At 64.4% G+C, this 25,537-nt stretch carries 13 protein-coding genes; 12 read left to right on the plus strand and 1 reads right to left on the minus strand.

What is annotated here, in order from left to right; all coding sequences use genetic code 11:
• The first annotated feature begins 209 nt into the window (after positions 1–209).
• The 8 genes from AC1RGE_RS04065 to AC1RGE_RS04100 are packed head-to-tail and all read left to right on the plus strand — an operon-like array spanning position 210 to position 19,729.
• Positions 210–476 (plus strand): phosphopantetheine-binding protein, encoded by a 267-nt coding sequence (locus AC1RGE_RS04065; protein WP_011061078.1) that lies wholly within the window; start codon positions 210–212, stop codon positions 474–476.
• A 13-nt stretch (positions 477–489) separates the two neighbouring features.
• Positions 490–1,839 (plus strand): 1H-pyrrole-2-carbonyl-[peptidyl-carrier protein] chlorinase, encoded by a 1,350-nt coding sequence (pltA, locus tag AC1RGE_RS04070; protein WP_011061079.1) that lies wholly within the window; start codon positions 490–492, stop codon positions 1,837–1,839.
• A 32-nt stretch (positions 1,840–1,871) separates the two neighbouring features.
• The gene (locus AC1RGE_RS04075; RefSeq protein WP_492583429.1) at positions 1,872–9,248 is read left to right on the plus strand and encodes a type I polyketide synthase; all 7,377 of its coding nucleotides are present in this window, start codon (positions 1,872–1,874) and stop codon (positions 9,246–9,248) included.
• A gap of 48 nt (positions 9,249–9,296) precedes the next feature.
• A complete protein-coding gene (locus AC1RGE_RS04080; RefSeq protein WP_492583431.1) occupies positions 9,297–14,621 on the plus strand; it encodes a type I polyketide synthase in 5,325 nt (1,774 codons plus the stop codon).
• A gap of 50 nt (positions 14,622–14,671) precedes the next feature.
• A complete protein-coding gene (locus AC1RGE_RS04085; RefSeq protein ID WP_053158244.1) occupies positions 14,672–16,306 on the plus strand; it encodes an NAD(P)/FAD-dependent oxidoreductase in 1,635 nt (544 codons plus the stop codon).
• Position 16,307: 1 nt separating this feature from the next.
• Complete coding sequence (gene pltE, locus AC1RGE_RS04090) at positions 16,308–17,450, plus strand: L-prolyl-[peptidyl-carrier protein] dehydrogenase (RefSeq protein WP_011061083.1); 1,143 nt, start codon at positions 16,308–16,310, stop codon at positions 17,448–17,450.
• Positions 17,447–18,943 (plus strand): L-proline--[L-prolyl-carrier protein] ligase, encoded by a 1,497-nt coding sequence (gene pltF, locus AC1RGE_RS04095; RefSeq protein WP_015635460.1) that lies wholly within the window; start codon positions 17,447–17,449, stop codon positions 18,941–18,943. Before pltE ends, pltF begins: the two co-directional genes overlap by 4 nt.
• Before the next feature lie 3 nt (positions 18,944–18,946).
• On the plus strand, positions 18,947–19,729 hold the full coding sequence (locus AC1RGE_RS04100; protein ID WP_492583433.1) for a thioesterase II family protein: 783 nt from the start codon (positions 18,947–18,949) through the stop codon (positions 19,727–19,729).
• Positions 19,730–19,734: 5 nt separating this feature from the next.
• On the opposite strand, the gene AC1RGE_RS04105 is transcribed toward AC1RGE_RS04100, so the two are convergent.
• Positions 19,735–20,370, minus strand: coding sequence for a TetR/AcrR family transcriptional regulator (locus tag AC1RGE_RS04105; protein WP_026020031.1), 636 nt, complete (start codon positions 20,368–20,370; stop codon positions 19,735–19,737).
• A 111-nt stretch (positions 20,371–20,481) separates the two neighbouring features.
• Between AC1RGE_RS04105 and AC1RGE_RS04110 the strand changes: the two genes are divergently transcribed.
• From AC1RGE_RS04110 to AC1RGE_RS04125, 4 genes are read left to right on the plus strand one after another with little or no spacing between them, the layout of a single operon-like run.
• Entirely contained in the window at positions 20,482–21,495 is a 1,014-nt protein-coding gene (locus AC1RGE_RS04110) for an HlyD family secretion protein (RefSeq protein ID WP_011061087.1), read from the plus strand.
• On the plus strand, positions 21,492–23,261 hold the full coding sequence (locus AC1RGE_RS04115; RefSeq protein WP_041117996.1) for an ATP-binding cassette domain-containing protein: 1,770 nt from the start codon (positions 21,492–21,494) through the stop codon (positions 23,259–23,261). The genes AC1RGE_RS04110 and AC1RGE_RS04115 overlap by 4 nt, the downstream gene beginning before the upstream one ends.
• A gap of 3 nt (positions 23,262–23,264) precedes the next feature.
• Positions 23,265–24,413 (plus strand): ABC transporter permease, encoded by a 1,149-nt coding sequence (locus tag AC1RGE_RS04120; protein ID WP_019093651.1) that lies wholly within the window; start codon positions 23,265–23,267, stop codon positions 24,411–24,413.
• Positions 24,414–24,417: 4 nt separating this feature from the next.
• Positions 24,418–25,536: an ABC transporter permease gene (locus tag AC1RGE_RS04125; RefSeq protein WP_019093652.1), complete on the plus strand. Its 1,119-nt coding sequence runs from the start codon at positions 24,418–24,420 to the stop codon at positions 25,534–25,536.
• The last annotated feature ends 1 nt before the right edge of the window (position 25,537 follow it).

A 25,537-nucleotide genomic window follows, 5' to 3' on the forward strand; every position in this document is an offset into this window, starting at 1 on the left:
TGGGCGCTCGAAGATGACTTTCTGAAGGCCGTCATATAGGCCTGTGGAACATCGTTAAGTTGTGTTGGCTTCGATGTTGTTGGGGCTGTTTTGCCTTTGCGGATATGCAAAGGCCTTTTGCAAAAACGGCTATTCACAAGTGCATTCTTATTGAGGATTGTAGACGGGTTTTCCCAACCCACGATTGTCGAATGCAGGAGCGTACGTCTATGGACGGAGAGGAAGTTAAAGAAAAGATTCGTCGCTACATCATGGAAGATTTGATCGGGCCAAGTGCAAAGGAAGATGAGCTTGATGACCAGACTCCACTACTGGAGTGGGGCATTCTCAATTCGATGAATATCGTCAAGCTCATGGTCTACATCAGGGATGAAATGGGTGTCTCGATTCCAAGTACCCATATCACCGGCAAATATTTTAAAGACCTGAATGCAATATCCAGGACTGTCGAGCAACTAAAGGCCGAGTGCGCCTAACAGGGAGTGGGCAATGAGCGATCATGATTATGATGTAGTGATTATCGGTGGCGGGCCGGCGGGTTCGACCATGGCCTCCTACCTGGCAAAAGCCGGTGTCAAATGCGCGGTGTTCGAAAAAGAACTGTTCGAGCGCGAGCATGTTGGCGAGTCGCTGGTACCGGCCACCACTCCGGTGCTGCTGGAAATCGGGGTGATGGAAAAGATCGAGAAAGCCAACTTCCCGAAGAAGTTCGGCGCTGCCTGGACCTCGGCAGATTCCGGCCCCGAAGACAAGATGGGCTTCCAGGGCCTGGACCACGATTTCCGTTCGGCGGAAATCCTCTTCAACGAGCGCAAGCAGGAAGGGGTCGATCGCGACTTCACGTTCCACGTCGACCGCGGCAAGTTCGACCGCATTCTTCTGGAGCACGCAGGTTCGCTGGGGGCCAAGGTCTTCCAGGGCGTGGAGATCGCTGACGTCGAGTTTCTCAGCCCGGGCAATGTCATTGTCAATGCCAAGCTGGGCAAGCGCAGCGTGGAGATCAAGGCCAAGATGGTGGTGGATGCCAGCGGTCGCAACGTGCTGCTGGGCCGCCGGCTGGGCTTGCGAGAAAAGGACCCGGTCTTCAACCAGTTCGCGATTCACTCCTGGTTCGACAACTTCGACCGCAAGTCGGCGACGCAAAGCCCGGACAAGGTCGACTACATCTTCATTCACTTCCTGCCGATGACCAATACCTGGGTCTGGCAGATCCCGATCACCGAAACCATTACCAGCGTGGGCGTGGTTACGCAGAAGCAGAACTACACCAACTCCGACCTCACCTATGAAGAGTTCTTCTGGGAAGCGGTGAAGACCCGGGAAAACCTGCATGACGCGCTGAAGGCATCGGAGCAGGTCCGCCCGTTCAAGAAAGAGGCGGACTACAGCTACGGCATGAAAGAAGTCTGTGGCGACAGCTTCGTGCTGATCGGCGATGCCGCACGGTTCGTCGACCCGATCTTCTCCAGCGGCGTCAGCGTTGCACTCAACAGTGCGCGCATCGCCAGCGGCGACATCATCGAGGCGGTGAAGAACAACGACTTTAGCAAGTCCAGTTTCACTCACTACGAAGGCATGATCAGGAATGGCATCAAGAACTGGTATGAGTTCATCACGCTCTATTACCGCCTGAACATCCTCTTCACCGCGTTCGTTCAAGACCCACGCTACCGCCTGGACATCCTGCAATTGCTGCAAGGGGACGTCTACAGCGGCAAGCGCCTGGAAGTGCTGGACAAGATGCGCGAAATCATCGCTGCGGTTGAAAGCGACCCGGAACACCTCTGGCACAAGTACCTGGGCGACATGCAGGTTCCTACCGCCAAACCCGCGTTCTAAACACTAAACACCCAGTCGAAGGAGATGACTGAATGGATGCTCGTGCGCCCATGGATTTTGAACCCATTGCAATCATCGGGAGTGGATGCCGCTTTGCCAAAGGTGCATCGACCCCCGAGGCATTCTGGGAGCTCCTTCGTGCTGGGACCGATTTTGTCGGACCGGTTCCCGCAGAGCGCTGGGACACAGCGGCGATCTACGATGAGAGCGCTGCTGAAACCGGTACGACCTACAGCAAGGTGGGGGCGTTCCTCGAGCACATCGACCGCTTCGATGCGCATTACTTTGGCATCTCGGCCTCTGAAGCCAAGGAAATGGACCCGCAGCAGCGCCTGCTGCTGGAGGTCGCCTGTGAAAGCGTGGCCCGTGCCGGCCTGACCCGCGAGCAGCTCAAAGGCAGCAGGACCGCGGTCTATGTCGGCATGCTGGGCATGGATTACCTGGCACTGCATTCCCGCGAGGCCGGCATCGAACAGATCAATCCCTACTATGCCGCCGGCAAGGAATTCAGCTTCGCCGCCGGGCGTATTGCCTACCACCTGGGTGTTCATGGGCCGGCAATGACCGTGACCACTGCATGCTCTTCTTCCCTGGTGGCCATGCACCTGGCCTGTCGCGCCTTGCAGGCAGGGGAGGCGGACATGGCCCTGGCCGGAGGGGTGAACCTGATGCTGGCGCCGGACCTGACGATCTACATGAGCCAGATCAGGGCGATCTCGCCCAGTGGCCGCTGCCGGGTATTCGATGCGGCGGCCGACGGGATCGTCCGGGGCGAGGGCTGCGGGGTCACGGTGCTCAAGCGCCTGGCAGATGCCCTGCGCGATGGCGACCCGATCCAGGCGGTGATCAGGGGCTCGGCGATCAACCAGGATGGCGCCAGTGCCGGCCAGACCGTGCCCAACGCCAATGCCCAGGCTGCGGTGATCAGCCAGGCCCTGAAAGTGGCCGGCTTGAGCGTGGACGACATCGACTATGTCGAGGCCCACGGCACCGGTACGCCCCTGGGCGATCCGATCGAACTCTCTTCGCTGGACAGTGCCTTCCAGGGGCGTGAGCGGCCGCTGTGGGTGGGCTCGGTCAAGGCCAACATGGGCCATCTGGATGCGGCCGCCGGAATGGCCAGCGTGATCAAGACCATGATGGTTCTCAAGCACGCCGAGGTGCCTGCGCAACTGCATCTCGCACAGTTGAACCCACTGGTGGACTGGAAGCGTTCCCGGCTGGCGGTGCCCACGGCGATCGAGTCGTTGCCCGACCGGCCGCGCCTGGCTGGAATCAGTGGTTTCGGGCTCAGTGGCACCAACGTCCACATGATTCTCGAAGATGCCAGCGCCTATCGGCAGGCACAGCCGCAGCAGGAACGATCGGCCCAGGGCCGGCCCTGGGTCCTGCCGGTATCGGCCAGGTCCGCGCAGGCCGTGGTGGAGCAGGCCAGGGCCTATGCCGTTCATCTGCCGCAGCAGGACGATGGGCAATTGCAAGCCTTTGTCGCCAGCGCCATTCATCGTCGTGATCACTTTCCCTACCGGTCGGTCGTGGTGGGTGCGAACGCCGCGCAATTGAAGAGCCAGCTGGAGCAGTTGCCGGCCCCGACCTTGGCCTGCACGACGTACGAAGAGGATCGGCGCGGGCCCGTGCTGGTGTTTACCGGGCAGGGCGCCCAGTGGGTGGGAATGGGTCGCGACCTGCTTGAACGGGAGCCGGCCTTCCTGGCGATGATCCGGCGTTGCGACCAGGCGCTGGCCCAGTGGGCAAGCTGGTCGGTGGAGGCCGAGCTGCGCAGCGACGCCAGTGGGTCCCGCCTGCACCTGACCGAATTTGCCCAGCCCTGCATCTTTGCCATCCAGGTGGCGATCAGTGAATGCCTGCGCCAGTGGGGTGTGATCCCGGCGGCGGTGGTCGGCCACTCCATGGGGGAAGTGGCCGCGGCCTATTGCGCCGGAGCACTGGACCTGGAGTCGGCGGTGCGGGTCATCCACCATCGGGCCCAGGCCATGAAGGACACCCTGGGGCAGGGGCGGATGCTGGTGGTGGGCTTGCCCGCGCCGACGCTCCAGTCGCGTCTGGCGAACAACCCGCAACTGGAACTGTCGGTGGTCAACAGTCGAAACAGCTGTGTGGTGTCCGGCAGCCCGCAGGCTGTACAGGCTCTGGATCAGCAACTGCGTGACGAAGGCATCTTCACTTACCTGATGCCGGCGGAATATGCCTTCCACTCCCGCCAGATGGATGAGTGCCTGACGCAGATCCGCGCGGGGCTGGAGGATTTGCCGGTGGTTGCCGCGCACACGCCCTGGATTTCCACCAGCGCGATGCCCGAGGAGCCGATCCTGGCAGATGCCGACTACTGGGCGAGGAATGCCCGTGGCATCGTGCGCTTCGATCGCGCCATCGAACAGTTGATCGAGCAGGGGCACCGGCTGTTCGTCGAGATCGGCCCGCACACCGTGCTGGCGGCGTCGATCAACCAGGCCCTGGCCGACAAGGGAACCCAGGGACTGGTGTGCGGCGCCTTGCACAAGCAGGGCGACGCCGCCCTGGAGCTGGCCAGTATTGTTGCCCGCCTGTACGAGTGGGGCGCAGGTCCCGACTGGCAAGCCTTCCAACCCAGGGAGGCGGCGCTGGAGCTGCCGGCCTATCCCTGGCAGCAGGAGCGTTTCTGGTTTGCCCCGGCGCCGCGGCCGCAGCCGGCAGGGCTCGTGTCCCAGCTGCGGGCGCAGGTACTGGTGTATGACGCCCAGGGCAATCTCTGCGCCCAGGCCAACGATGTGGCGCTGAGCGTGCCGCAGCTGGCACAGGCCGCTGTGCCGGCACCGGCCAAGGTGCCCGCAGCGGCGCAGCCGGTGGGGGATGTGCGGGCGCAGATTGGTGCACTGCTGACGCAGATCATCGGCGTGGCCTGTGCCGACCCGGACCCGGATCGAGGCTTCTTCGAACTGGGCCTGAGCTCGATTTCCCTGGTTGAATTCAAGCGCATGCTGGAGCGCCAGTTCGCCCTCAAACTGTCGGCGACCGTGGGCTTCGACTATCCCACCATCAACCGGCTGGGCCAGTACCTGGAAGGGCTGCTGTCCCGGGAGCCGGCCAGCACCCCGGTAACGGTCGATGCCGGGGCGACCGACGCCGCGGGGAGCGTCGCCGTGGTGGCCATGGCGTGCCGGTTTCCCCAGGCCGACAGCCCCGAGGCACTCTGGAAGCTGATGCTGGAACAGACGGACACCGTGGGGCCGGTACCGCCGTCCCGGCTCGCCGGCGCCAAACCGGAGGAAACCTTCCCGCGGTTTGCCAGCCTTATCCAGCGCCCCGAAGGGTTCGACGAAGCGTTCTTCCGCATTTCCCCCAAGGAAGCCCGGAGCATGGACCCCCAGCAACGGCTGTTGCTGATGGTGGCCTGGGAGGCTCTGGAACGGGCCGGTATCCCTCAGGAGAAGCTGCTGGAACAGAGGGTCGGGGTGTTTGTCGGGGCCAACTCCCACGACTACGAAACCCGGGTCCTGGGTAGCGCGCAAGGCGTGGATGCCCACTACGGCACTGGCAGTTCGTTTTCGGCGATCTGCGGGCGCCTCTCGCATTTTCTCGGCGTGCGTGGGCCGAGCCTGACGGTGGACACCGCATGCTCGTCATCGCTCACGGCCATCCATCTGGCGTGCAACAGCTTGCGTGCCGCGGAGTGCGACATCGCGATTGTGGGTGGGGTGAATGTCATCGCCTCGGCGTCGATCTTTCAATCCATGGGGCAGGCCGGCGCATTGGCCCCGGACGGCATCAGCAAGGCCTTCGACGACAGTGCCGACGGTTACGGTCGAGGGGAGGGCTGCGGCGTGGTCATTCTCAAGCGCCAGGCCCAGGCCGAGCGGGAGCGTGACCCGATTGTCGCGACGATTCTCGGTTCGGCGGTCAATCACGACGGTGCCTGTGCCGGGCTGACAGTGCCCAATGGTCCGGCGCAAGAGGCGCTGATCAGCGAAGCACTGGCCAACGCCGGCGTGCATCCGGAGCAAGTCAGCTACGTCGAGGCCCATGGCACCGGCACGGTGCTGGGTGACCCCATCGAGCTCAACGCCCTGCACAACGCCTATCGCCAGGCCAGCCCCGACAGTCCGCCGCTGACGGTGGCCTCGGTCAAGGCCAATATCGGGCACCTCGAGGCGGCAGCGGGCATCGCTTCGCTGATCAAGGCCTGCCTGGTGGTGGAGCACGGCCGGATTGCCCCGCAAGCCCATCTGCAGCGGGCCAACACCCGTGTCGACTGGGCGGCCATGAACCTCAAGCTGGCGCATCAGGCCATGGACTGGCCGGGCCGGCCGGAGTCGCGGGTGGCCGGGGTGAGTGCCTTTGGTTTCACCGGGACCAACGTGCATGTGCTGCTCAAGGGCTATACGGCGCCCGCGACAGCGCCTTTGCCACCCGCCACAGCACCAGTGGCCTTGTGCCTGTCCGCGGCCACCCCGGCGGCATTGGCGGAGCTGGCCCAGCGCTATGTGTCCTTCCTGGGCGCTACCGAGCACTGCCCACAGACCATCTGCTACAACGCGCTGATGCGGCGCACGGCGTTCAAGGAACGCCTGGTCGTCCACGGCCAGGATTGCCGCGAGCTGGCTCAGGCACTACAGGCCTGGCTGGCCGGCAGCCCCATCGCCAATGACCGCAAACCCGCGGCCGGCGAACCCTGGGCAACCCTGGCCGAGGCCTTTGGCCGCGGCGCCCAGTCGCCGGGCCCCGAGCGCTTGCCGGACGGCTGTCAGGCCATCGGGTTGCCCACCTATCCCTGGCAGCTCAACGACTACTGGATCGATGCTGGCCAGCCGGCTACGGCGGTGCAGCCCGCCCGGGCAGCCTCGGGCCATCCTTGCCTGCAGAGGCTGGTACGGCCGGCCGGGCAGCTCTGGTACTGGTCGGGGGCTCTCGCTCCCCAGGCCGGGCATTACGACCCGCTGGGCGAGCAGGGGTACAGGGTCAAGACTCACCTGTTGCTGGATGCCGTGCTCCAGGCGGTGCGGGAAACACCGCGGGGCGTGCAGCAGATCCGCGACTTGCAGATTGCCCAGCTGCGCCTGCGCGGCGAACAGCACCTCACTTCGCACCTGAGCATCCACCTCACCCAGGCGCCTGACGCCTGCTTCGAACTGGCCTTGCAAGGGGCCGGCGACGAGCGCCGCCAGGTCTGCATGAGCGGAACCCTGGTTGACTGTGCAGCGCAGTTGCAGGAGGAAACCCTGTGCGGGGTGTCGATGCTCGATGAGCCTTCACCGCCGGCGCCGGACGTTGGCCTGTGCCCATGGTCCGGGTGTGCGGCCACGGGCGGGCAGCGGGCCTTGTACCGTTTTGCCCACTCCCTGACGGCGGCCGAGCGCCAGACCCAGTTGCTGGCCAGTGTGGTCGAGCTGTTTGAAGGCGCCCACGCCGCCGCGCTGGTCGGGTTCTCCGGGCTCCAGGTATGGGCAGACCTGCCGGCGCAGGTATGGATTGTGCTGGCCGGCCATGACGCCGACAAACCCGACAGCCTGCAGGTAGTGGATGCCCGGGGTTGCCAGCTGGCGCTGTTCGAAGGTCCGCAGTTTGGCCATCCTGGTTCGTGGTACTTGCCCGACCTCCAGACTGCACCCCTCGACCTGCCGATGATCGCTCGCCAATGGCAGGACTATCCGATGCCGGGCGAGGGCGCTCGGCAACGCGAGGGCTACTGGATGGTGCTGGCCTGGAGCACTGCCGAGGTCCAGCCACTGGCTGCGGCGTTTGCGGCTGAACAGCGTCCGGTCGAAGTCATCGAGCTGCGCGCCGGGCAACAACCTCTGGCCCGCAAGCTGTCCTCGGCGTTGCGCGGGGCAGTGGCCGATCCGTCCTGCCTGGGGGTGATCGTTGCCGGCGTTGAGGCTCAGGAGGCCGACGGCCTCGGTATATCCCTGGTGGCCTCTGCGGCGCTGGTACAGGCCTTCGCCGGTGCGATTGCCAGCGTCGGAACACCGGCAAAGCCGGTCTGGTTCGCCCTTCATGCCAGTGATGCTGCGTCGCCGGCCATGGCCGCTGTCCAGGCCACCTGGCAGAGCGCCGCACATATCTTCGCCCTGGAGCAGCCTGCCTGGTGGGGCGGTCTGGTGACTTTGCAGGGCAGCGACAGAAGAAGCTACGCCAGCCTCTGCCGGCTGTTGCACGGCCAACCTGGCCATGATCACTTTGCGATCAGCGGCGCCCGGGTCGAGGTGCAATACCTGGTGGAGGAACAAGCCGACCCACTACAGCGCCTGGAGCCGCCGGCGCTGAACGGAACCGTTGTGCTGCATGCCGTCCCGGGATCTGACCTGGAGCCTGTGCTGACGGCGCTCGGGCAGCGGGGTGTGCAGCGTGTGCTGCTGCTCTGCGAGGCCCCCGGGCAACTGCACATGCCTGAGCGGATGCCCGAAGCGATGGCGATCAGCAGCCTCTCGGACCTGAGCCGGGAAAACCTGGCTGACACCTTCGCGACGCTGCGAGCGCAAGACCGCATCGCCGGCTTTATCCACCTCGATCTTGACTGGCGCACGGTTGCGCTCAAGGAGCCAGAGTTTGTCGTGCGAATGCAGGAAGGCGTTCGGCCGCTTGAGGTCTTGCAGCAGGTTCACCAGCTGATCGATGACCCTGAAGCGTTCTTCCTGATCCTGGGCAGCGTGTCTTCCCTGCTTGGCGGGGCCGGCTTCGCCCGCTCGGCGATTGCCGATGCATATGCCTTGTGGGTGCATGCACAGCGCCGGCGCCAGGGGTTGAACTGCCAGCTGCTGCACCTGACGCAGAGCGAACAGGAGCTTGAGCAGGACGCCGCAGCCCGCACGGCCATGCAAGGCAGCGGCCTGCAGCCTTTGCAGCGCTCGCAGATAGTGCAGGCCATAGCCCGCGTGCTGGGTGGCCAGGGCCAGTGCGGGCTGCTCAATGTCGACTGGCAACAACTCAAAGGGCTGTACCTGAGCGTGCTGCCCTGGCCCTTGCTCGAACACCTGGGTGCAGCGGATAGCGCAGCGGATCAGCGTCTGGCCGAGCTGATTGGCCTGCCACCGCTGCAGCAGCGCCGGGCCATGCAGGCGCTGGTCTGCGAGGTAGTGGGGCAGGTGTTCGGCGTTGCCGATGGCCTGGAGCTCGATGTCAGGAAGGGCTTCTTCGACATGGGCATGTCCTCGGTCATGTCGCTGGACCTGCGCTCACGGCTGGGCCGGGCGTTGAGCATCGACCTGCCTTCGACCTTCGGCTTCGAATACACCTCCATCGAACAGGTCACGGACTACCTCATGGGCCAGCTCCTGGCGCCTGAAACCCGGGAGCCGGTGGCGGCGCCCGAACCTGTGTCGCCAGCGTCGCGGCATCAGGACCTGCATGAACTGTCACGGGCCGAGCTGATTGGTGCTCTCGAAGACGAGCTGCGCGATATCGCCAATTACTAGCCCTGGGGCTGGATGACAACTGCCAGAGAATCACTGATCGAGGCCTTTATGGATAACGATGTCCGCGATGTAAGCAAGGAACAGCTGCAAGAGAGTCTTGCTCAGGCAATCACCACCATCCGTGCGCTCAAGGAAAAGGTGGCCGGCAAGAGCTCGGCGCCTGTCGAACCGATCGCCGTAGTGGGCCTGGGGTGCCGGCTGCCGGGCAGTTCCGACACACCGAAGCGGCTGTGGAGCCTGCTGAAAAATGCCACCGATGCGGTGGGCGACATGCCCAGCGACCGTCTGTACGGCACCGACTATTACCATACTGATCCCCAGGCACCCGGCAAGGCCTACGTCATGCGCGGTGGCTTCATCGAGGGGGTGGATCAGTTCGACCCGGGCTTCTTCGGCATTTCGCCCAAGGAAGCCGAGGGCATGGACCCCCAGCAGCGCCTGGCCCTGGAGGTTGCCTGGGAGGCCCTGGAGAACGCCGCGATCGCCCCCGACAGCCTGCATGGCAAGAAGCTCGGCGTGTTCATGGGGGTCAGTACCAATGATTACGTGCGCCTGCGCCAGCAGTTGGGCGCGGTCGAGGACGTCAACGCCTACCAGTTCTATGGCGAAACCAGCTTCGTGGCCGGGCGCATTGCCTACACCCTGGGCTCCAGGGGCCCGGCGGTGGTGCTCGACACCTCCTGCTCCTCATCCCTGGTGGCCCTGCACCAGGCCTGCAACAGCCTGCGCAGCCGCGAGAGCGAGCTGGCGCTGGCCGGTGGGGTCAACCTGATCCTGTCGCCCTACGGTTTCATCCTGGTCAGCAAGCTGCGGGCCGTGGCCCCCGATGGCCGCTGCAAGACCTTCGACGCGGCGGCCGATGGCTACGGGCGCGCCGAAGGCTGCGTGATCCTTGCGCTCAAGCGGCTGAGCGATGCGGTACGCGACCAGGACCCGGTGCTGGCCGTGATCGAGGGTAGTGCGGTCAACAACGACGGCGCCAGCAGCGGCATCACCGTGCCCAACATCCACGCCCAGGAAGAGGTGATCAGGCTGGCGCTCGGCCAGGCCGGGCTCCAGGGCAGCGAGGTCGACTATGTCGAGGCCCATGGCACCGGCACCGCGCTGGGCGACCCGATCGAACTGCACGCCCTGCATGCGGTACTGGGCAAGCAGCGGCCCGTGGATGCACCGCTGCTGGTGGGCTCGATCAAGGCCAACATGGGGCATCTCGAACCGGTCGCCGGGGTGACCGGGCTGGCCAAGGTCCTGCTGTGCCTGCAACAAGAGGCCCTGGTGCCCCAGGTGCACTTCAACACGCCCAACCCGCGGATCGAATGGGATCGCCTGGCCCTGAAGGTGGTCACCGAATCCACGCCCTGGCCACGCCAGGGCAAGGCGCGGCACGCCGGTGTCAGTTCGTTTGGTGTTACCGGCACCAACGCCCATGTGCTAGTGGGCGACGCGCCGCTGCGCGAACGTGCCCAGGGGCGCGACAACCCCTGGCAGCTGATCACTCTGTCGGCCAAGGGCGAGACGCCCCGGCGCCAGATTGCCGGACGCTATGAACGTTTTATCGCCGACAACAGCCAGCTCGAACTCAAGGACCTGTGCTACACGGCGAACGTCGGGCGGGCGCACTTTGGCCATCGTTTCGCGGCCGTGGCCGATAGCCGTGAGGGGCTGCGCGAGCAACTGGCAGCCTATGCGTCACGCAAGGTGGTGGGGCATGTATTCGAAGGGCGCTGCCAGGGAGCGGCGGCGCCGCTGGTGATGCTCTTTCCGGGGCAGGGCTGCCAGTACCGGGCAATGGCCCAGGCACTGTATGACAGCGAACCATTCTTCAAGGCGCAGATCGATGAATGCCGCGCCCTGTTGCAGCCGCTGATGGACGTGGACCTGCTGACCCTGGTGCTGGACGCGGGTGCGGCCAGTGACAGCTACCTGCAACAGACCCGCTATGCCCAGCCGGCGATATTCGCGGTCGAATATGCCCTGGCGCGGTTGTGGATGCATTGGGGGGTCGCTGCCGATGCGCTGTTCGGACACAGTTTCGGCGAGATCAGTGCAATCTGTGTGGCCGGGGCGGTATCCCTGGCTGACGCGCTGCGTATGGTGGAGGCGCGTGGGCGCCTGGCCCAGCAACTGATGACGGCCGGCGGCGCGATGTACGCACTGGGCATGAGCGAGGCGCAACTGCTGGAGCTGCTCAAGGACCGGCCCGGCAGCGCGATCGAACTGGCGGCGGTCAACAGCCCGCAGGACGTGGTGGTGGCCGGGCCGCAAGCCGAGGTCCAGGCGCTGGCCGAAGCGGCGCTCGCCAGCGGTTGCAAGGTCAAGAAGCTTGCGGTTTCCCATGCCTTCCATACCGCAGCCACCGAGCCGATGCTTGAAGCGTTCCGCCAGACGGTGGCGCAGATCACCTTCAGCGAGCCGCGCTTGCCGGTCATCAGCAGTGTCACTGGCCGGGTGCATACGCTCTCCAGCCTGAGCTCGCCCGATTACTGGTGTACGCACACCCGCCAGGCCGTGAGGTTCAGCGAAGGGGTCAACACCCTGATCGCAGAGCTGGGGGTGAAAACCTTCCTTGAAGTGGCCTCCGATGCTGTGTTGACGCCGCTGATCGGCCGTCACCCCCTGGCGGACGGCAGCCTGGTCCTGGCCAGCCTGCGCCGGGCCGGCGATCCGTCCAGGGACCTGCGCCTGGCCGCCGCGCAGCTCTACGTGGGCGGCCATAACCTCGACTGGGCCCGGCTGCACGAGCATGACGGGGCCTTGCGCCAGGCCTTGCCCGGGTATGCGTTTCAGCGCCAGCGCTACTGGTTCGACAACGCCAGCGGCTCGCCCCTGCAACAGGTCGCTGCGGGAGCGGTCGGCCGGCTGCTGGGGCATTCGGTCAATGCACCCACTCCGGCATTCGAGTCGACGCTCGATAGCGCGCTCCTGCAGGCCGTGGGCGGCGAGATCCGCGATGACCTGGCGCTGCTGCGTCCTGACCGGTTGCTGGCAGCCCTGAGCGATGAGCTGGCCGGCCACTTGCAGCTGGACACCTATGGGGTGAGCCTCGCCAGCATCACCCCGGCCCTGGCGTTCCATGTCGATGACCAGTTGCATCTGTTCACCGTACTCAAGCCGCTGTCCGGGGCGGCCTGGGAGGTCAACTGTTCGGCCCTGAGCGCAGCGGCCAAGGTTGCCGGTGCCGATTGGCAGCCGGTCCTGTCGCTGACCCTGGAAGGCCTGCCGGCGGCGGTCCGGGGCGGCCTGCCGGACCCGGGCCATGCCGCCACCCAGGACGCAGGCTTTGTCTACCACATGCAGTTGCCGGCAGAACCCGATCCGCACGGCAATCACCTTGGGCAGGTCCTCGAGTACCTGGGGCAGGCGGTGCCGGGCGATGCGCCGGGCTCGATAAGCGGCATCCGCCGCTGGGTCGCCAGCCGGTCCGCTTCGCCCCGGGCACAAAGCCTGGTGATTGCCACGAGCCAGGCACATCCGCAGCAGTTCGACTGCGCCTTGTACGATGCGCACGGCCAGTGTGTAGGCAGCCTGGAAGGGCTGACCCTGGCTGCCGCCCCGAGTGAGGAGGCGCTGCGTGGCATGCTTTACCAGCCCGACGTGCTCTACAGCCTGGATTGGCTCGAACGCCCTCGCCAGCGCGCCGAAGTGCCGCAGCAGGACCGCTTGTTCACCCTGGTCAGCCGCTCGCCGGAGACCGCCGCTCCCCTGGTCGAACACCTGCAGCGTGGCGGGCATCGTGCCCGGGTCCTGTGCCCGCAGCAGTTGCTCGATAGCGCGCGGAGGGTGCTGGCCCAGGACCCGAGCCAGGCATTGACCGATGAAGGCGAGGCCTTGGCCGCCGATATCATCGTGCTCGATGGCAAAGACATTGAGGATGCCGGCTCGACCACGCTGCAGAGCCTGTCGAGCCTGCAGGCGACACTGTTCCACCCGTTGCTGGAGATGGTCCAGGCGCTCATCGAACTGGGCCCGCGCGGTGGCCGGTTGTGGCTGGTGACCCAAGGGGCAAACCCTGTTGGCCTGGATCGCGACCAGCCCCTGCAAGTGGCGACCGGGCCGTTGTGGGGGCTGGGCAAGACGCTCGCCCTGGAGCACCCCGAACACTGGCGCGGGCTGATCGACCTGGCCCCCGACGATCCTCACTGGGCAAGGGCGCTGGCCGAAGAAGTCAGCGACCCCGATGGCGAGGACAAGATCTGCCTGCGCCCGGGCAAGCGTTATGTCCAGCGCCTGAACCATTTCAGCGCTACGCAGTTGCCAGCACAGGCCTATGCACCTTGCCCGCAGGGCAGTTACCTGATTACCGGCGGCATGGGTGGAATTGGCCTGGCCATGGCCCAGTGGCTTCTGGATAAAGGCGCGGGCGCTGTGCTGATCACCGGCCGGCGGCCACTGGAGGATGTCGCCACGGGCCTGGAGCGCTTCGGCGCTGCGGCATCGCGGGTGAGTTACGTCCAGGCCGACATCACCTCGCCCCAGGACATGCAGCGGCTGTTCTGCGGTCTGGAGGCGTCGGGCGCGAGCCTGAAGGGCATCTTCCATGCCGCCGGAATTTCAATTCCGCAGGATCTCAAGGACGTCGACCGTGACAGTTTCGACCAGGTGATGCGGCCCAAGGTCGAGGGCACCTGGTTGTTGCACGAACTGTCCCTGGGGCTGGACCTGGACTTCTTTGTCCTGTGTTCGAGCATCGCCAGTGTCTGGGGTTCGCAGCATGTCGCCAGCTACGCAGCCGCCAATCAGTTCCTCGACAGCCTGGCGTGGCAGCGTCGGGCCATGGGCCTGAGTGCCCTGGTGATCGACTGGGGGCTGTGGGCCGGCGGCAGTCACCTGTTCGACGAGCAGGTGCTGAATTTCCTCACCAGCGTTGGCTTGAAACAGATCGCCCCGGTACAGAACGTCGGCCTGCTGTCGCGGATTCTGGCCAGCGAGCTGCCCCAGATGGTGGTGTCAGGGGTGGACTGGAATCGCTTCAAGCCACTGCTCGAATCCCGCGGCCCGCAACCGCTGCTGCAGTACATCCGCAGCCAGGCTCCGACCGCCAGGGCCGGCGACAGCAGCAACGTGGAGATCCTGCAGCAACTGGCGGGCGCCGACGAAGCCGCTGCCCTGGCATTGCTGGATGACTACGTGTGGGAGCAGTACGCGCAGTTGCTCGGGGTCAAGACCGAACAGGTGCGGGCCAAGCTCGAGGATGGCGGCAGCCTGATGGACTACGGCCTGGACTCGCTGCTGGTGATGGACATGGTCGCCCGCTGCCGGCGCGATCTGAAGCTGGAGATCAAGGCCCGCGAGTTTCTTGAGTGTCCGGGCCTGATGTGGCCGGACTTCCTGGCCCGTTCGATAAAGGAACAGGGCTGCGTGGCCGAGGCCTGACGGGCCGCGGGCAGTGCAACCCAGACCCATGATCTGTGATTGAGGTGGTTATGAACGATGTGCAGTCTGGCAAGGCGCCAGAGCATTACGACATTCTCTTGGCGGGCAACAGCATCAGCGTGATCATGCTCGCCGCCTGCCTGGCCCGGAACAAGGTCCGGGTCGGTTTGTTGCGCAACCGGCAGATGCCCCCCGACCTTACCGGTGAGGCGACGATTCCCTATACCTCGATGATTTTCGAGCTGATTGCCGACCGCTATGGCGTGCCGGAAATAAAGAATATCGCCCGCACCCGGGATATCCAGCAGAAGGTGATGCCGTCTTCCGGGGTCAAGAAGAACCTCGGGTTCATCTATCACCAGCGCAGCCGGGCGGTGGACCTGGGCCAGGCGCTGCAATTCAACGTGCCCTCCGAGCATGGCGAGAACCATCTGTTCAGGCCCGATATCGATGCCTATCTGCTGGCGGCGGCCATCGGTTATGGCGCGCAGCTGGTGGAGATCGACAACAGCCCAGAGGTGCTGGTCGAGGACAGCGGGGTCAAGGTAGCTACGGCACTGGGGCGCTGGGTCACTGCCGATTTCATGGTTGATGGCAGCCAGGGCGGCCAGGTGCTGGCGCGGCAGGCTGGCCTGGTCAGCCAGGCTTCGACGCAGAAGACCCGGACCCTGGAATTCTCCACTCATATGCTCGGGGTGGTGCCGTTCGATGAGTGCGTGCAGGGCGATTTTCCCGGCCAGTGGCATGGCGGCACTCTGCATCATGTGTTCGATGGGGGCTGGGTGGGGGTCATCCCGTTCAACAACCATCAGCACTCGCGCAACCCTTTGGTCAGCGTGCTGGTTTCACTGCGTGAGGACCTCTGCCCGAGCATGGACGGCGACCAGGTCCTGGCCGGCCTGATCGAGCTGTACCCCGGCCTGGGGCGGCACCTGTCCGGCGCCCGGCGGGTGCGCGAGTGGGCGCTGCGCCAGCCGCCCCGGCAGGTCTATCGCACGGCGCTCGAACGCCGCTGCCTGATGTTCGACGAGGGCGCCGCGAGCAACGATCTGTTGTTCTCGCGCAAGCTGTCCAATGCTGCGGAACTGGTTCTGGCCCTGGCGCACCGGCTGATCAAGGCGGCGCACAGCGGTGACTACCGCAGCCCGGCCCTGAATGATTTTGTCCTGACCCAGGACAGCATCATCAGCTTGAGTGACCGGATCGCCTCGGCGGCCTATGTGTCGTTTCGCGACCCCGAGTTGTGGAATGCCTTCGCCCGTGTCTGGCTGCTGCAGTCGATTGCCGCCACCATCACCGCGCGCAAGATCAACGATGCCTTTGCCAAGGACCTGGACCCGCAAGTGTTCGATGAAATCGACCAGCTCGCAGAGGACGGTTTCTGGATGCCTCTGTATCAGGGGTACAAGGATATTCTCAACACTACGCTGGGCCTTTGTGATGACGTCAAAAGCGCCAAGGTCTCTGCTGCGCACGCGGCGAGCAGCATCTTTGCGGAGCTTGCCAACGCCAGTTTTGTTCCGCCTATTTTTGATTTTGCTAATCCTCACGCTCGTGTCTATCAACTGACCACCTTGAGAAAGCTCAAGGCGCTCTGGTGGGGCCTGATGCAAGTGCCCTCAGAGGTCGGGCGGCTGATTTTCTATCGATCCTTCAGAAAACCTTCCCTGCGCAAGGAGAGTTGAAATGGACTTCAACTACGACGATACCCAGAAAAAACATGCGGCCATGATCGCCCAGGTGTGTGCCGAGCAACTGGCGGCCTGTGGCAATGAACACTCGCGGTATTTCACCGCCCGGCAATGGGCGATCTGCGGCGAGGCCGGATTGCTGGGGCTGTCGATTCCCCGGGAATACGGTGGCCAGGGCCTGGGTGCACTGTCGACGGCCATTGCCATGCACGCCTTTGGCCTGGGTTGCACAGACATGGGCCTGGTGTTCGCGGCGGCGGCCCACCAGTTTGCCTGTGCGATGCCGATCGTCGAGTTCGCAACAGCGGAAACCAAACGCGATGTGTTGCCCAAACTCGCCAGCGGTGAATTCATCGGCTCCAACGCGATCACCGAACCCGAGGCCGGCTCCGACTCCAGCAATTTGAAGAGCCGTGCCTGGCCCCAGGCCGATGGCAGTTATCGCCTTGACGGCCACAAGAGCTTTGCCGGCAATGCGCCGATTGCCGACATCTTCGTGACCTATGCCACCACCCAGCCCGAGTACGGTGCCCTGGGGGTCAGCGGTTTTATCGTCCACCGCAGCAGTGCGGGGCTCAGGGTCAGTGAGCCCCTGGACAAGGTATGCCTGAGAAGCTGCCCCGCGGGTGAAGTGTTCTTTGACGATTGCAGGGTTCCTGAGGTCAACCGCCTGGGTGAGGAGGGGCAGGGCCGGCAGGTGTTCCAGAGCTCCATGGGCTGGGAGCGTGCCTGCCTGTTCGCAGCGTTCCTGGGGATGATGGAGCGGCAACTGGAACAGACCATCGAGCATGCGCGCACCCGGCGCCAGTTTGGCAAGCCGATTGGCGACAACCAGGCGGTTTCGCACCGTATCGCGCAAATGAAGCTGCGCCTGGAGTCGGCGCGGTTGCTGCTGTTCCGGGCGTGCTGGGGCATGGACCAGGGCGATCCGGGGCAGCTCAACATTGCCCTGTCGAAACTGGCCATCAGTGAAGGGGCGCTGGCATCGAGCATCGATGCGGTGAGGATTTTCGGCGGCCGGGGCTGCCTGGAGTCTTTCGGGATCGAGGCGATGCTGCGCGACTCCATCGGCACTACGATCTTTTCCGGCACCAGCGACATGCAGCACGAGATCATTGCCCGGGAGCTGAAGCTATGAAGCTGCTCCATGAACGGATGATGCACAGCCTTGCCCGCTACCCGCGGCAGACGGCGGTGGTGGATGAGCAGGATGCCTTGAGCTACGAGGCGCTGGAGCTCAGGACCCGGGAATTCGTGGCAATGCTCTGTGCCCTGGGGGTCGGCCAGGGGCAGCGGATACTGCTCTGGGCGCACAAGTCGGTGGACCTGGTGGCGGTCATGCAGGCGGCCCTGCGGCTGGGGGTGGTGTATGTGCCGGTGGACCCACTGAGCCCGGTGTCGCGCCTGGAAAAGATCGCCGGGGATTCCCAGGCCGTGCTGGTCCTCTGCACCGCGGCACGCCTGGAAGAACTCGCCGGCTCCGCGCTTGCCCAGGTGCGCAGCGTGGTCCTGGACGACCCGGCCAGCGCCGGCTACTGGCGCAACATCGATACCGGCTCCAGCGTAGTGCCTACGCTGCGCATCCAGCCGGACGATCTGGCCTACATCCTCTACACCTCCGGGTCCACCGGCGTGCCCAAAGGGGTTGCGCTCAGCCACGGCAATGCCCTGGCCTTCGTCGACTGGGCGTGCGAGCGCTATTGCTTCCAGCCTGGCGAGCGTTTCGCCAACCATGCCCCCCTGCATTTCGACCTGTCGGTCCTGGACATCTACTGCGCGCTCAATGTGGGCGCGACGGTGTGCCTGGTTCCCGAGTCGATCGCGTTCTCGCCGCGGCTGCTGACCGACTTCATCCGCCAGCACGAAATCAGCATCTGGTACTCGGTGCCCTCGGTACTCATGATGATGATGCAAGACGGCGACTTGCTCAGCGATATCCAGGACACCCTGCGGGTACTGTTGTTCGCCGGCGAGCCTTTTCCGATCAAGCACCTGCGTGACCTGCGCGCGGCCTATGCCGATGTGCGTCTGGCCAATCTCTTCGGCCCCACGGAAACCAATGTGTGCACCGCATTCGAGGTCGGCGCCATCGATCCCGAGCGCGTGCTCCCGGTGCCCATCGGCACGGCCGCCTCCGGCAACCAGGTGTGGGCGCAAAAGCCTGATGGCAGCCGCTGCGCAGTGGGTGAAGAAGGTGAGCTGGTGGTGCAGGGGCCTACGGTCATGCTGGGCTATTTCGCCAAGCCGGCTCAGGAGGGGCCCTACAAGACCGGCGATATGGTCAGGCAGCGGCCTGACGGCAACTACGAATACCTGGGGCGTCGTGACGACATGCTCAAGGTGCGTGGCAACCGGATCGAGCGCGGGGAAGTCGAAGCCGCGCTGCTGGCCCATCCCCAGGTCAGCGAGGCCGCCGTGCTGGTGGTCGGGGAGGGGATGAACGCGCAGTTGTGGGGCGTGCTGGTCGCTCACACCCGGGACGCTCTTTCGCTGATCGACCTCAAGCGCCACTGCGCCCAGCGCCTACCTCGCTACATGATCATCGACAAGGTGCTGTGCCTGGACGCACTGCCACGCAACGCCAATGGCAAGGTCGATCGCTTCGCCCTGGCCAGGCAGGTGGAGGGCTGACCCATGGGAACTCCATCACGCGTGGCCAAGGACGCCTGGTTTCCCTATGCCAGCCGGCCTCGGGGCAAGATGCGCCTGTTCACCTTTCCCTATGCCGGGAGCGGGGCCTCGGTCTTTCATCGCTGGTTCCTGCCCCTGTACGACCAGGTCGACCTGTATGCCTTGCAGTTGCCGGGCCGCGAGGGTCGCAGCCAGGAGGCCTGCTACAGCGACATGCAGGCGGCGGCCAATGACGTGGCCGACTGCCTGGAGCAGTTTGGCGATGACATCCCCTGCTGTTTCTTCGGCCACAGCATGGGCGCCTTGCTGGCCTTTGCGGTCGCCGGTGTGCTGCAGGAGCGGCGGTTGCCGATGCCGCAGCAACTGATGCTCTCGGGCATGGTTGCGCCCCATGTGCGGCAACGGGTAGCACCGCTGCACCAGCTGCCGGCAGAGCAGGCCATCACCGCGCTGCAGGCCATGGGGGGCGTGCCGGCGGTGGTGCTGGCCGAGGAGGACCTGATGCAGATGTACCTGCCCATCATTCAGGCCGACATACAGATGGTCTACTCCTACGCCGGTGCCCAGCCGCAGCCGCTGGACACCCGCATGATCTGCCTGAGCGGCGCCCAGGACCTGATTGCGCCGCCTGCGCAGATGCAGCAGTGGCGGCGCTACACCCTGGGCGGCTTCGAGCAGTTCGTGTTTGCAGGTGGCCATTTCTTTCTCGACGCCCAGGTCATGTCGCGGGTCAAAACAGTGCTGGGCAGCGCCCTGCACAATCAGCCTGGCAGTCTGGCGGTGTGAGCCGACTATTGGGCAATGGCCGCGAGGCCGGACCTGGCGAACAGCTTGAAGTGGGCTTTCAGGGCGTTGGCGTCGTGTTGCAGGACGGCTTGCAGCGGGCTGGGCTGCTGGCGATCTATCACCGCCAGCATCAGGCAGGGCGCGATGATGCTGATGGTGCAACGCGCCAGCGCCGGGTCACCGATCGGAAATCCGGTGATCTCGCTGATGAGCGCTTCCAGCAGACGGAATTTGGGCATCACTTCTTCTTGCACAAGGCTGGTGAAATGGACAGTGGGCGCCAGTATTTCCCGTGCACAGACTTTGCTTTGCCAGCTCTGCTCATCGAGCACCCGGGTGACGATGGCATCGATGAAGCTATCGAGCTTGATCAGCGCCGGCTCTTCGCTTTGCGCCAGCTGCGACAGGGCTTCGAAGCTCACCAGCTGCTTGTGTCCCTCGATCAGCACCGCCTTGTACAGGGCTTCCCGGCTACCGAAGTGGTAGTTGATGGCGGCGAGGTCGGCGCCGGCTTCTTCACAGATGAGCTTGCTCGCGGTGTTGGCATAGCCATGCTGGGCAAACAGGCGGGCAGCCACTTCGAGAATGCGGATTTTAGTGTGTTCGCCGTCGCTTCTGCTGGTTCTGCGTCGCGTGTTCATGATGTTCCTCGTGGTCTGAGCGGGGGGTTGCTTCATGGCCAGTATCTGTTATTTTCTAATTTAAATTCAAATTGAATTTTAATTAGGCCTTGGCAAACAAAGGACTCATGGATGAAGAAGCAGTTGATTGTAGGGGTTGCCGTACTGCTGGTGGCCACAGCGGGTGTTTCCTGGTTTCTCCTTCGCCCCGAGAAGCAGAACGACCACCTCAAGCTCCATGGCAACGTCGACATTCGCCAGGTGTCCCTGGCGTTCGACGGCAGTGAGCGAATCGCCGCGCTGTATGCCGAAGAGGGCGACCTGGTGCAGCCAGGCCAGGTCCTGGCGGAACTCGACACACGCACACTGCGCCTGGAAATAAATCGCTCCAAGGCCAGGATCGGCGCCCAGGAACAGGCGCTGCTGCGCTTGAAAAATGGCACACGGCCTCAAGAGGTCGAGCAGTCCAAGGCACGTTTTGATGCCGCCCAGGCGCAAATGCAGCTGGCTCAACTGCACATGCAGCGCCTGCGCAGGATCGCCGACGACACCCAGGGCAAGGGCGTCAGCCAGCAACGCCTGGACCAGGCAGCCGCCCGCTTGCAAGTGGCCAAGGCCCAGTCGCAGGAGCAGCGCGAATCCTGGACCCTGGCCAAGATCGGCCCACGCAATGAAGACATCGCCCAGGCCACGGCCGACCTGCAAGCCTCCAGGGCCGACCTGGACCTGCTGGAACATTACCTGGCGCGCGCTCAGCTCAAGGCGCCGACCCAGGCCCGGATCCGCACGCGCCTGCTGGAGCCGGGGGATATGGCCTCGCCGCAGCGCCCGGTGTTTGCCCTGGCCCTGACCGACCCCAAGTGGGTACGGGCCTATGTCAACGAGCGCCAGTTGGGCCACATACGTGCGGACCAGATGGCGCGGGTCTACACCGACAGCTTTCCTGACCAGGCCATCGACGGCAAAGTCGGCTACATCTCCTCGGTTGCCGAATTCACCCCCAAGTCGGTGGAAACGGAAGACCTGCGCACCAGCCTGGTCTACGAGATCCGGGTGCTGGTCAAGGACCCTGACGATCGCCTGCGGCTCGGTATGCCGGCGACCGTCTACCTTGACCAGGCACCGGTGGCCGGGGCCACGCCATGAGTGCGCCAGCGGTAACGGTTCAGGCTGTTGAACTGGTCAAGCGCTTTCGCAGTGGAACGCGAGAACAGTTGGCTCTGGAGCAGGTTTCTCTGGAGGTGCCCAGTGGCAAGTTGAGTGCCCTGGTGGGGCCGGACGGGGCCGGAAAAACCACCCTGTTGCGGATGATTGCCGGCTTGCTCAAGGCCGACGAAGGGCTGTTGAAGGTGCTGGGGCTGGACGTCGCCGCAGATCCGCAGCAGGTGCAGGACCTCATCAGCTACATGCCGCAGAAGTTCGGCCTGTACGAAGACCTGACGATCCAGGAAAACCTCGAACTCTACGCCGACCTGCATGGCGTGCGCGCCCAGCAGCGCGAGGAGCGCTTTTCCCGGTTGCTGCAGATGATGGACCTGACGCGTTTTCGCGACCGGCTGGCCGGACAGCTTTCCGGCGGCATGAAACAGAAACTGGGGCTGGCCTGTACCCTGGTCCGCTCACCGCAGCTGTTGCTGCTGGACGAGCCCACCGTGGGGGTGGATCCGCTGTCGCGGCGGGAACTGTGGAGCATCATCGAACAACTGATCGAGCAGGAAAACCTCACGGTGCTGATCAGCACTGCCTACATGGACGAGGCCCAGCGTTGCGCCCAGGTCTTTGTGCTATACCAGGGGCGGCTGATCGCCCAGGGGCCACCGGCGCAGTTGTGCCATCTGGCGCAGGGCCTGTGCTATGGCGTCGGCCCCGAGGCCGGCACCCCGGCCAGGCTGTTGCAGGCGCGCTTGCTTGACGACAATGAACACATCATCGATGCCGTGCCCGAAGGCGGCATGGTTCGCTTTATCCGTAGCGCCCAGGTGCCTCTGCAGGCCATTCCATCCCTGGCTGGCCAGGCCTCTCCCCAGGCGCTGGAGGCCCGCCTCGAAGATGGCTTCATGGTGTTGCTCCGGCAACAGGTTGGCAGCGTTGCAAGCCTGGACGAGCCGGCGCAGGCGCCCGCCAGCGACGGCCAGGGCGACGCTGCCTCTGGGCGTGCGGTGGTCATCGAGGTCCGCGACCTGGTGCGCAAGTTCGGGGACTTCACCGCGGTTGCCAGCACCTCGTTCGAGGTGTTGAAGGGCGAGATATTCGGCTTGCTGGGCCCCAACGGAGCCGGCAAGACCACCACGTTTCGCATGCTTTGCGGTTTGCTTCCCGCCTCCAGCGGGCACCTTGAGGTGGCTGGCGTCAACCTGCGCACCGCACGGGCGGCGGCGCGGCGCAAGATCGGCTACGTCTCGCAGAAGTTCGCCCTGTACGCGAACCTGTCGGCCCTGGAGAACCTGCGCTTCTTCGGCGGCGCCTATGGCCTGCACGGCGCGAAGCTGAAAGCGCGGGTGGCGTTGATGCTCGAACAGTTCGACCTCGACGAACACAAGCACCTGCGCAGCGGCGAGCTGCCCGGTGGCTACAAGCAGCGCCTGGCCATGGCGGTCGCGCTGCTGCACGAGCCGCAGATCCTGTTTCTCGACGAACCCACCAGCGGTATCGACCCCTTGGCCCGCCGGGCGTTCTGGCGCCGTATCACCGCCCTGGCGCAAAGCGGCACGACGATCGTGATCACCACCCACTTCATGGAAGAGGCCGAGTACTGCGACCGTATCGTCATCCAGGATGCCGGACGGCTGCTGGCCCTGGGCACTCCGGAACAGGTACGCCACCAGGGCAGCGAGTCGCTTGCCGACATGAACAGCGCCTTCATTGCCGTGGTCGAGCGTGCTCGGGCCCAGGCCAGCGCCCCGGTGCAGTGAGGAATGACCATGACTGACTCCAATCGATCCGCCTCAGGGTTCAGGCGCAGGCTCATTGCGCTCACCCGAAAGGAGTTGCGCCAATTGATGCGTGACAAGAGCAACCTGGCGATAGGCATTGTCCTGCCCATCGTACTGATCCTGATATTTGGCTACGGCCTGTCCCTGGACATTCGCAACACGCCGCTGGCCGTGGTCCTGGAAGACAGCTCCCCCAGCGCCCGCAGCGTGGTGGCGAAGCTTGCGAGTTCGGACTACTTCTCGGTGGTCCAGGTGACCAGCATGGCCGAGGCCCAAGCGCTGATGGACAAGCGTCGGGTCGACGGCATCGTGCGCGTGCCGGCGGATTTTTCCAGGCGCCTCGAACAGCAGGATGCGCGCTTGCAATTGCTCCTGCATGGCGCCGATGCCAACAGCGCGGCGACCCTTGGACGCTATGTCAGGGGCGCGCTGAATGTCTGGCAACAGCAGCAGTTCGACCGCTCCCGGCAGCCCCAGTCGGCAGGTCGGGTGCTGGTCGTCGAACGCATGTGGTTCAACGCCGCCAACAGCAGTACCTGGTACCTGGTGCCCGGGCTCATCGCCCTGATCATGACCCTGGTGGGTGCCTTCCTGACCTCTCTGGTACTGGCCCGGGAGTGGGAGCGGGGCACGCTCGAATCACTGTTCGTCACCCCGGTCAGGTCGATCGAAATACTCCTGGCCAAGATCATTCCCTATTTCCTGGTGGGCCTGCTGGGCCTGGTGATGTGCCTGGTTTCGGCGCGGTTGCTGTTCGAGGTACCGATCCAGGGTTCGCTGGTGCTCCTGCTGTTGAGCTCCATGCTCTACCTGCTGGTCACCCTGGGCATTGGCCTGCTGATTTCGGCGAAGACACGCAACCAGTTCCTGGCCAGCCAGATCGCGATCATCTTCAGCTTCCTGCCGGCGCTGATGCTCTCGGGGTTCCTCTTCGATCTGCGCAATGTGCCGACGTTCATCCGCGTGGTGGGCTCGATCCTGCCGGCGACTTACTTCATGGAGCTGGTCAAGACCCTGTTCCTGGCTGGCAACAACTGGCCATTGATCGCCAAGAACCTCGCAATCCTCGCGGCCTACGCCGTGTTCCTGTTGAACGCTGCACGCCTGTGCACCCGCAAGAAGCTGGATTGAAGCCATGGACAAGCTGATGAATTTCCTACGCGAGTTGCTGTTCCTGTTTCAGAAGGAGTTCCTGGCCATCGTCAAGGACCCGGCCAACCGGGTGATCCTGATTGCCCCTGCGATCGTCCAGTCATTGCTGTTCGGCTACGGCGCCACCTACGACCTGAACTACGTGCCCTATGCCGTGCTGGATCAGAGCCAGGGGCGCGCTTCGACAGAGCTTTTGGCACGCTTCGATGCCTCCGGGGTATTTGCCCGGGTGTCGACCCTGACCAGCGTCGATGAGATCGCCCCGGTGATCGACCGGGGCAGTGCCTTGCTGGTGCTGCATATCGCCGCGGACTTCGACGAGCGCCTGAGCCGGCATGAAAACGCCGGCTTGCAGTTGATCCTGGATGGGCGCAACTCGACGACCGCGGGAATGGCGGCCGGGCATATCGCCAACCTGGTGGCTGACTTCAACCAGCAGTTCCTGGCGGTGGAAAACGCGCCGGTACGCCTGGAGACCCGTGCCTGGTTCAACCCCAACCTGCAAACCCGCTGGAACATAGTGCCGGGCCTGATCGCCGCGCTGAGCATGATCCAGACCCTGATGCTGGCGGCGTTGTCGGTAGCCAGGGAGCGCGAGCAGGGCACCTTCGACCAACTGCTGGTGACTCCGCTGACGCCTTTCGTGATCCTGCTGGGCAAGGCCCTGCCGTCGGTACTGATCGGTCTCTTGCAGTCCAGCCTGATCCTCCTCATCGGCCTGTTCTGGTTCAAGATCCCCATGATCGGCTCCGTGCTGGACCTGTACCTGGGGCTGTTCGTCTTCACCAGCGCCTGCGTGGGCATCGGGCTGTCGATCTCGGCGCTGTCGGCCAACATGCAGCAGGCCATGGTGTACACCTTCGTGCTGATGATGCCGCTGATCCTGCTCTCCGGCCTGATCACCCCGGTGCACAGCATGCCCGAGGCCTTGCAACTGCTGACCTATCTCGATCCGCTGCGCTTTGCCATCGACCTGGTCAGGAGGATCTACCTGGAGGGGGCAACGCTGGCGGATGTGTCCTGGAACCTGGTGCCCATGCTTGCCGTTGCGCTGGTGACCCTGCCGCTGGCTGCGTGGCTGTTTCGCAATCGATTGGTGTGAT

Source organism: Pseudomonas sp. GW823-FHT02C05 (assembly GCF_058797595.1).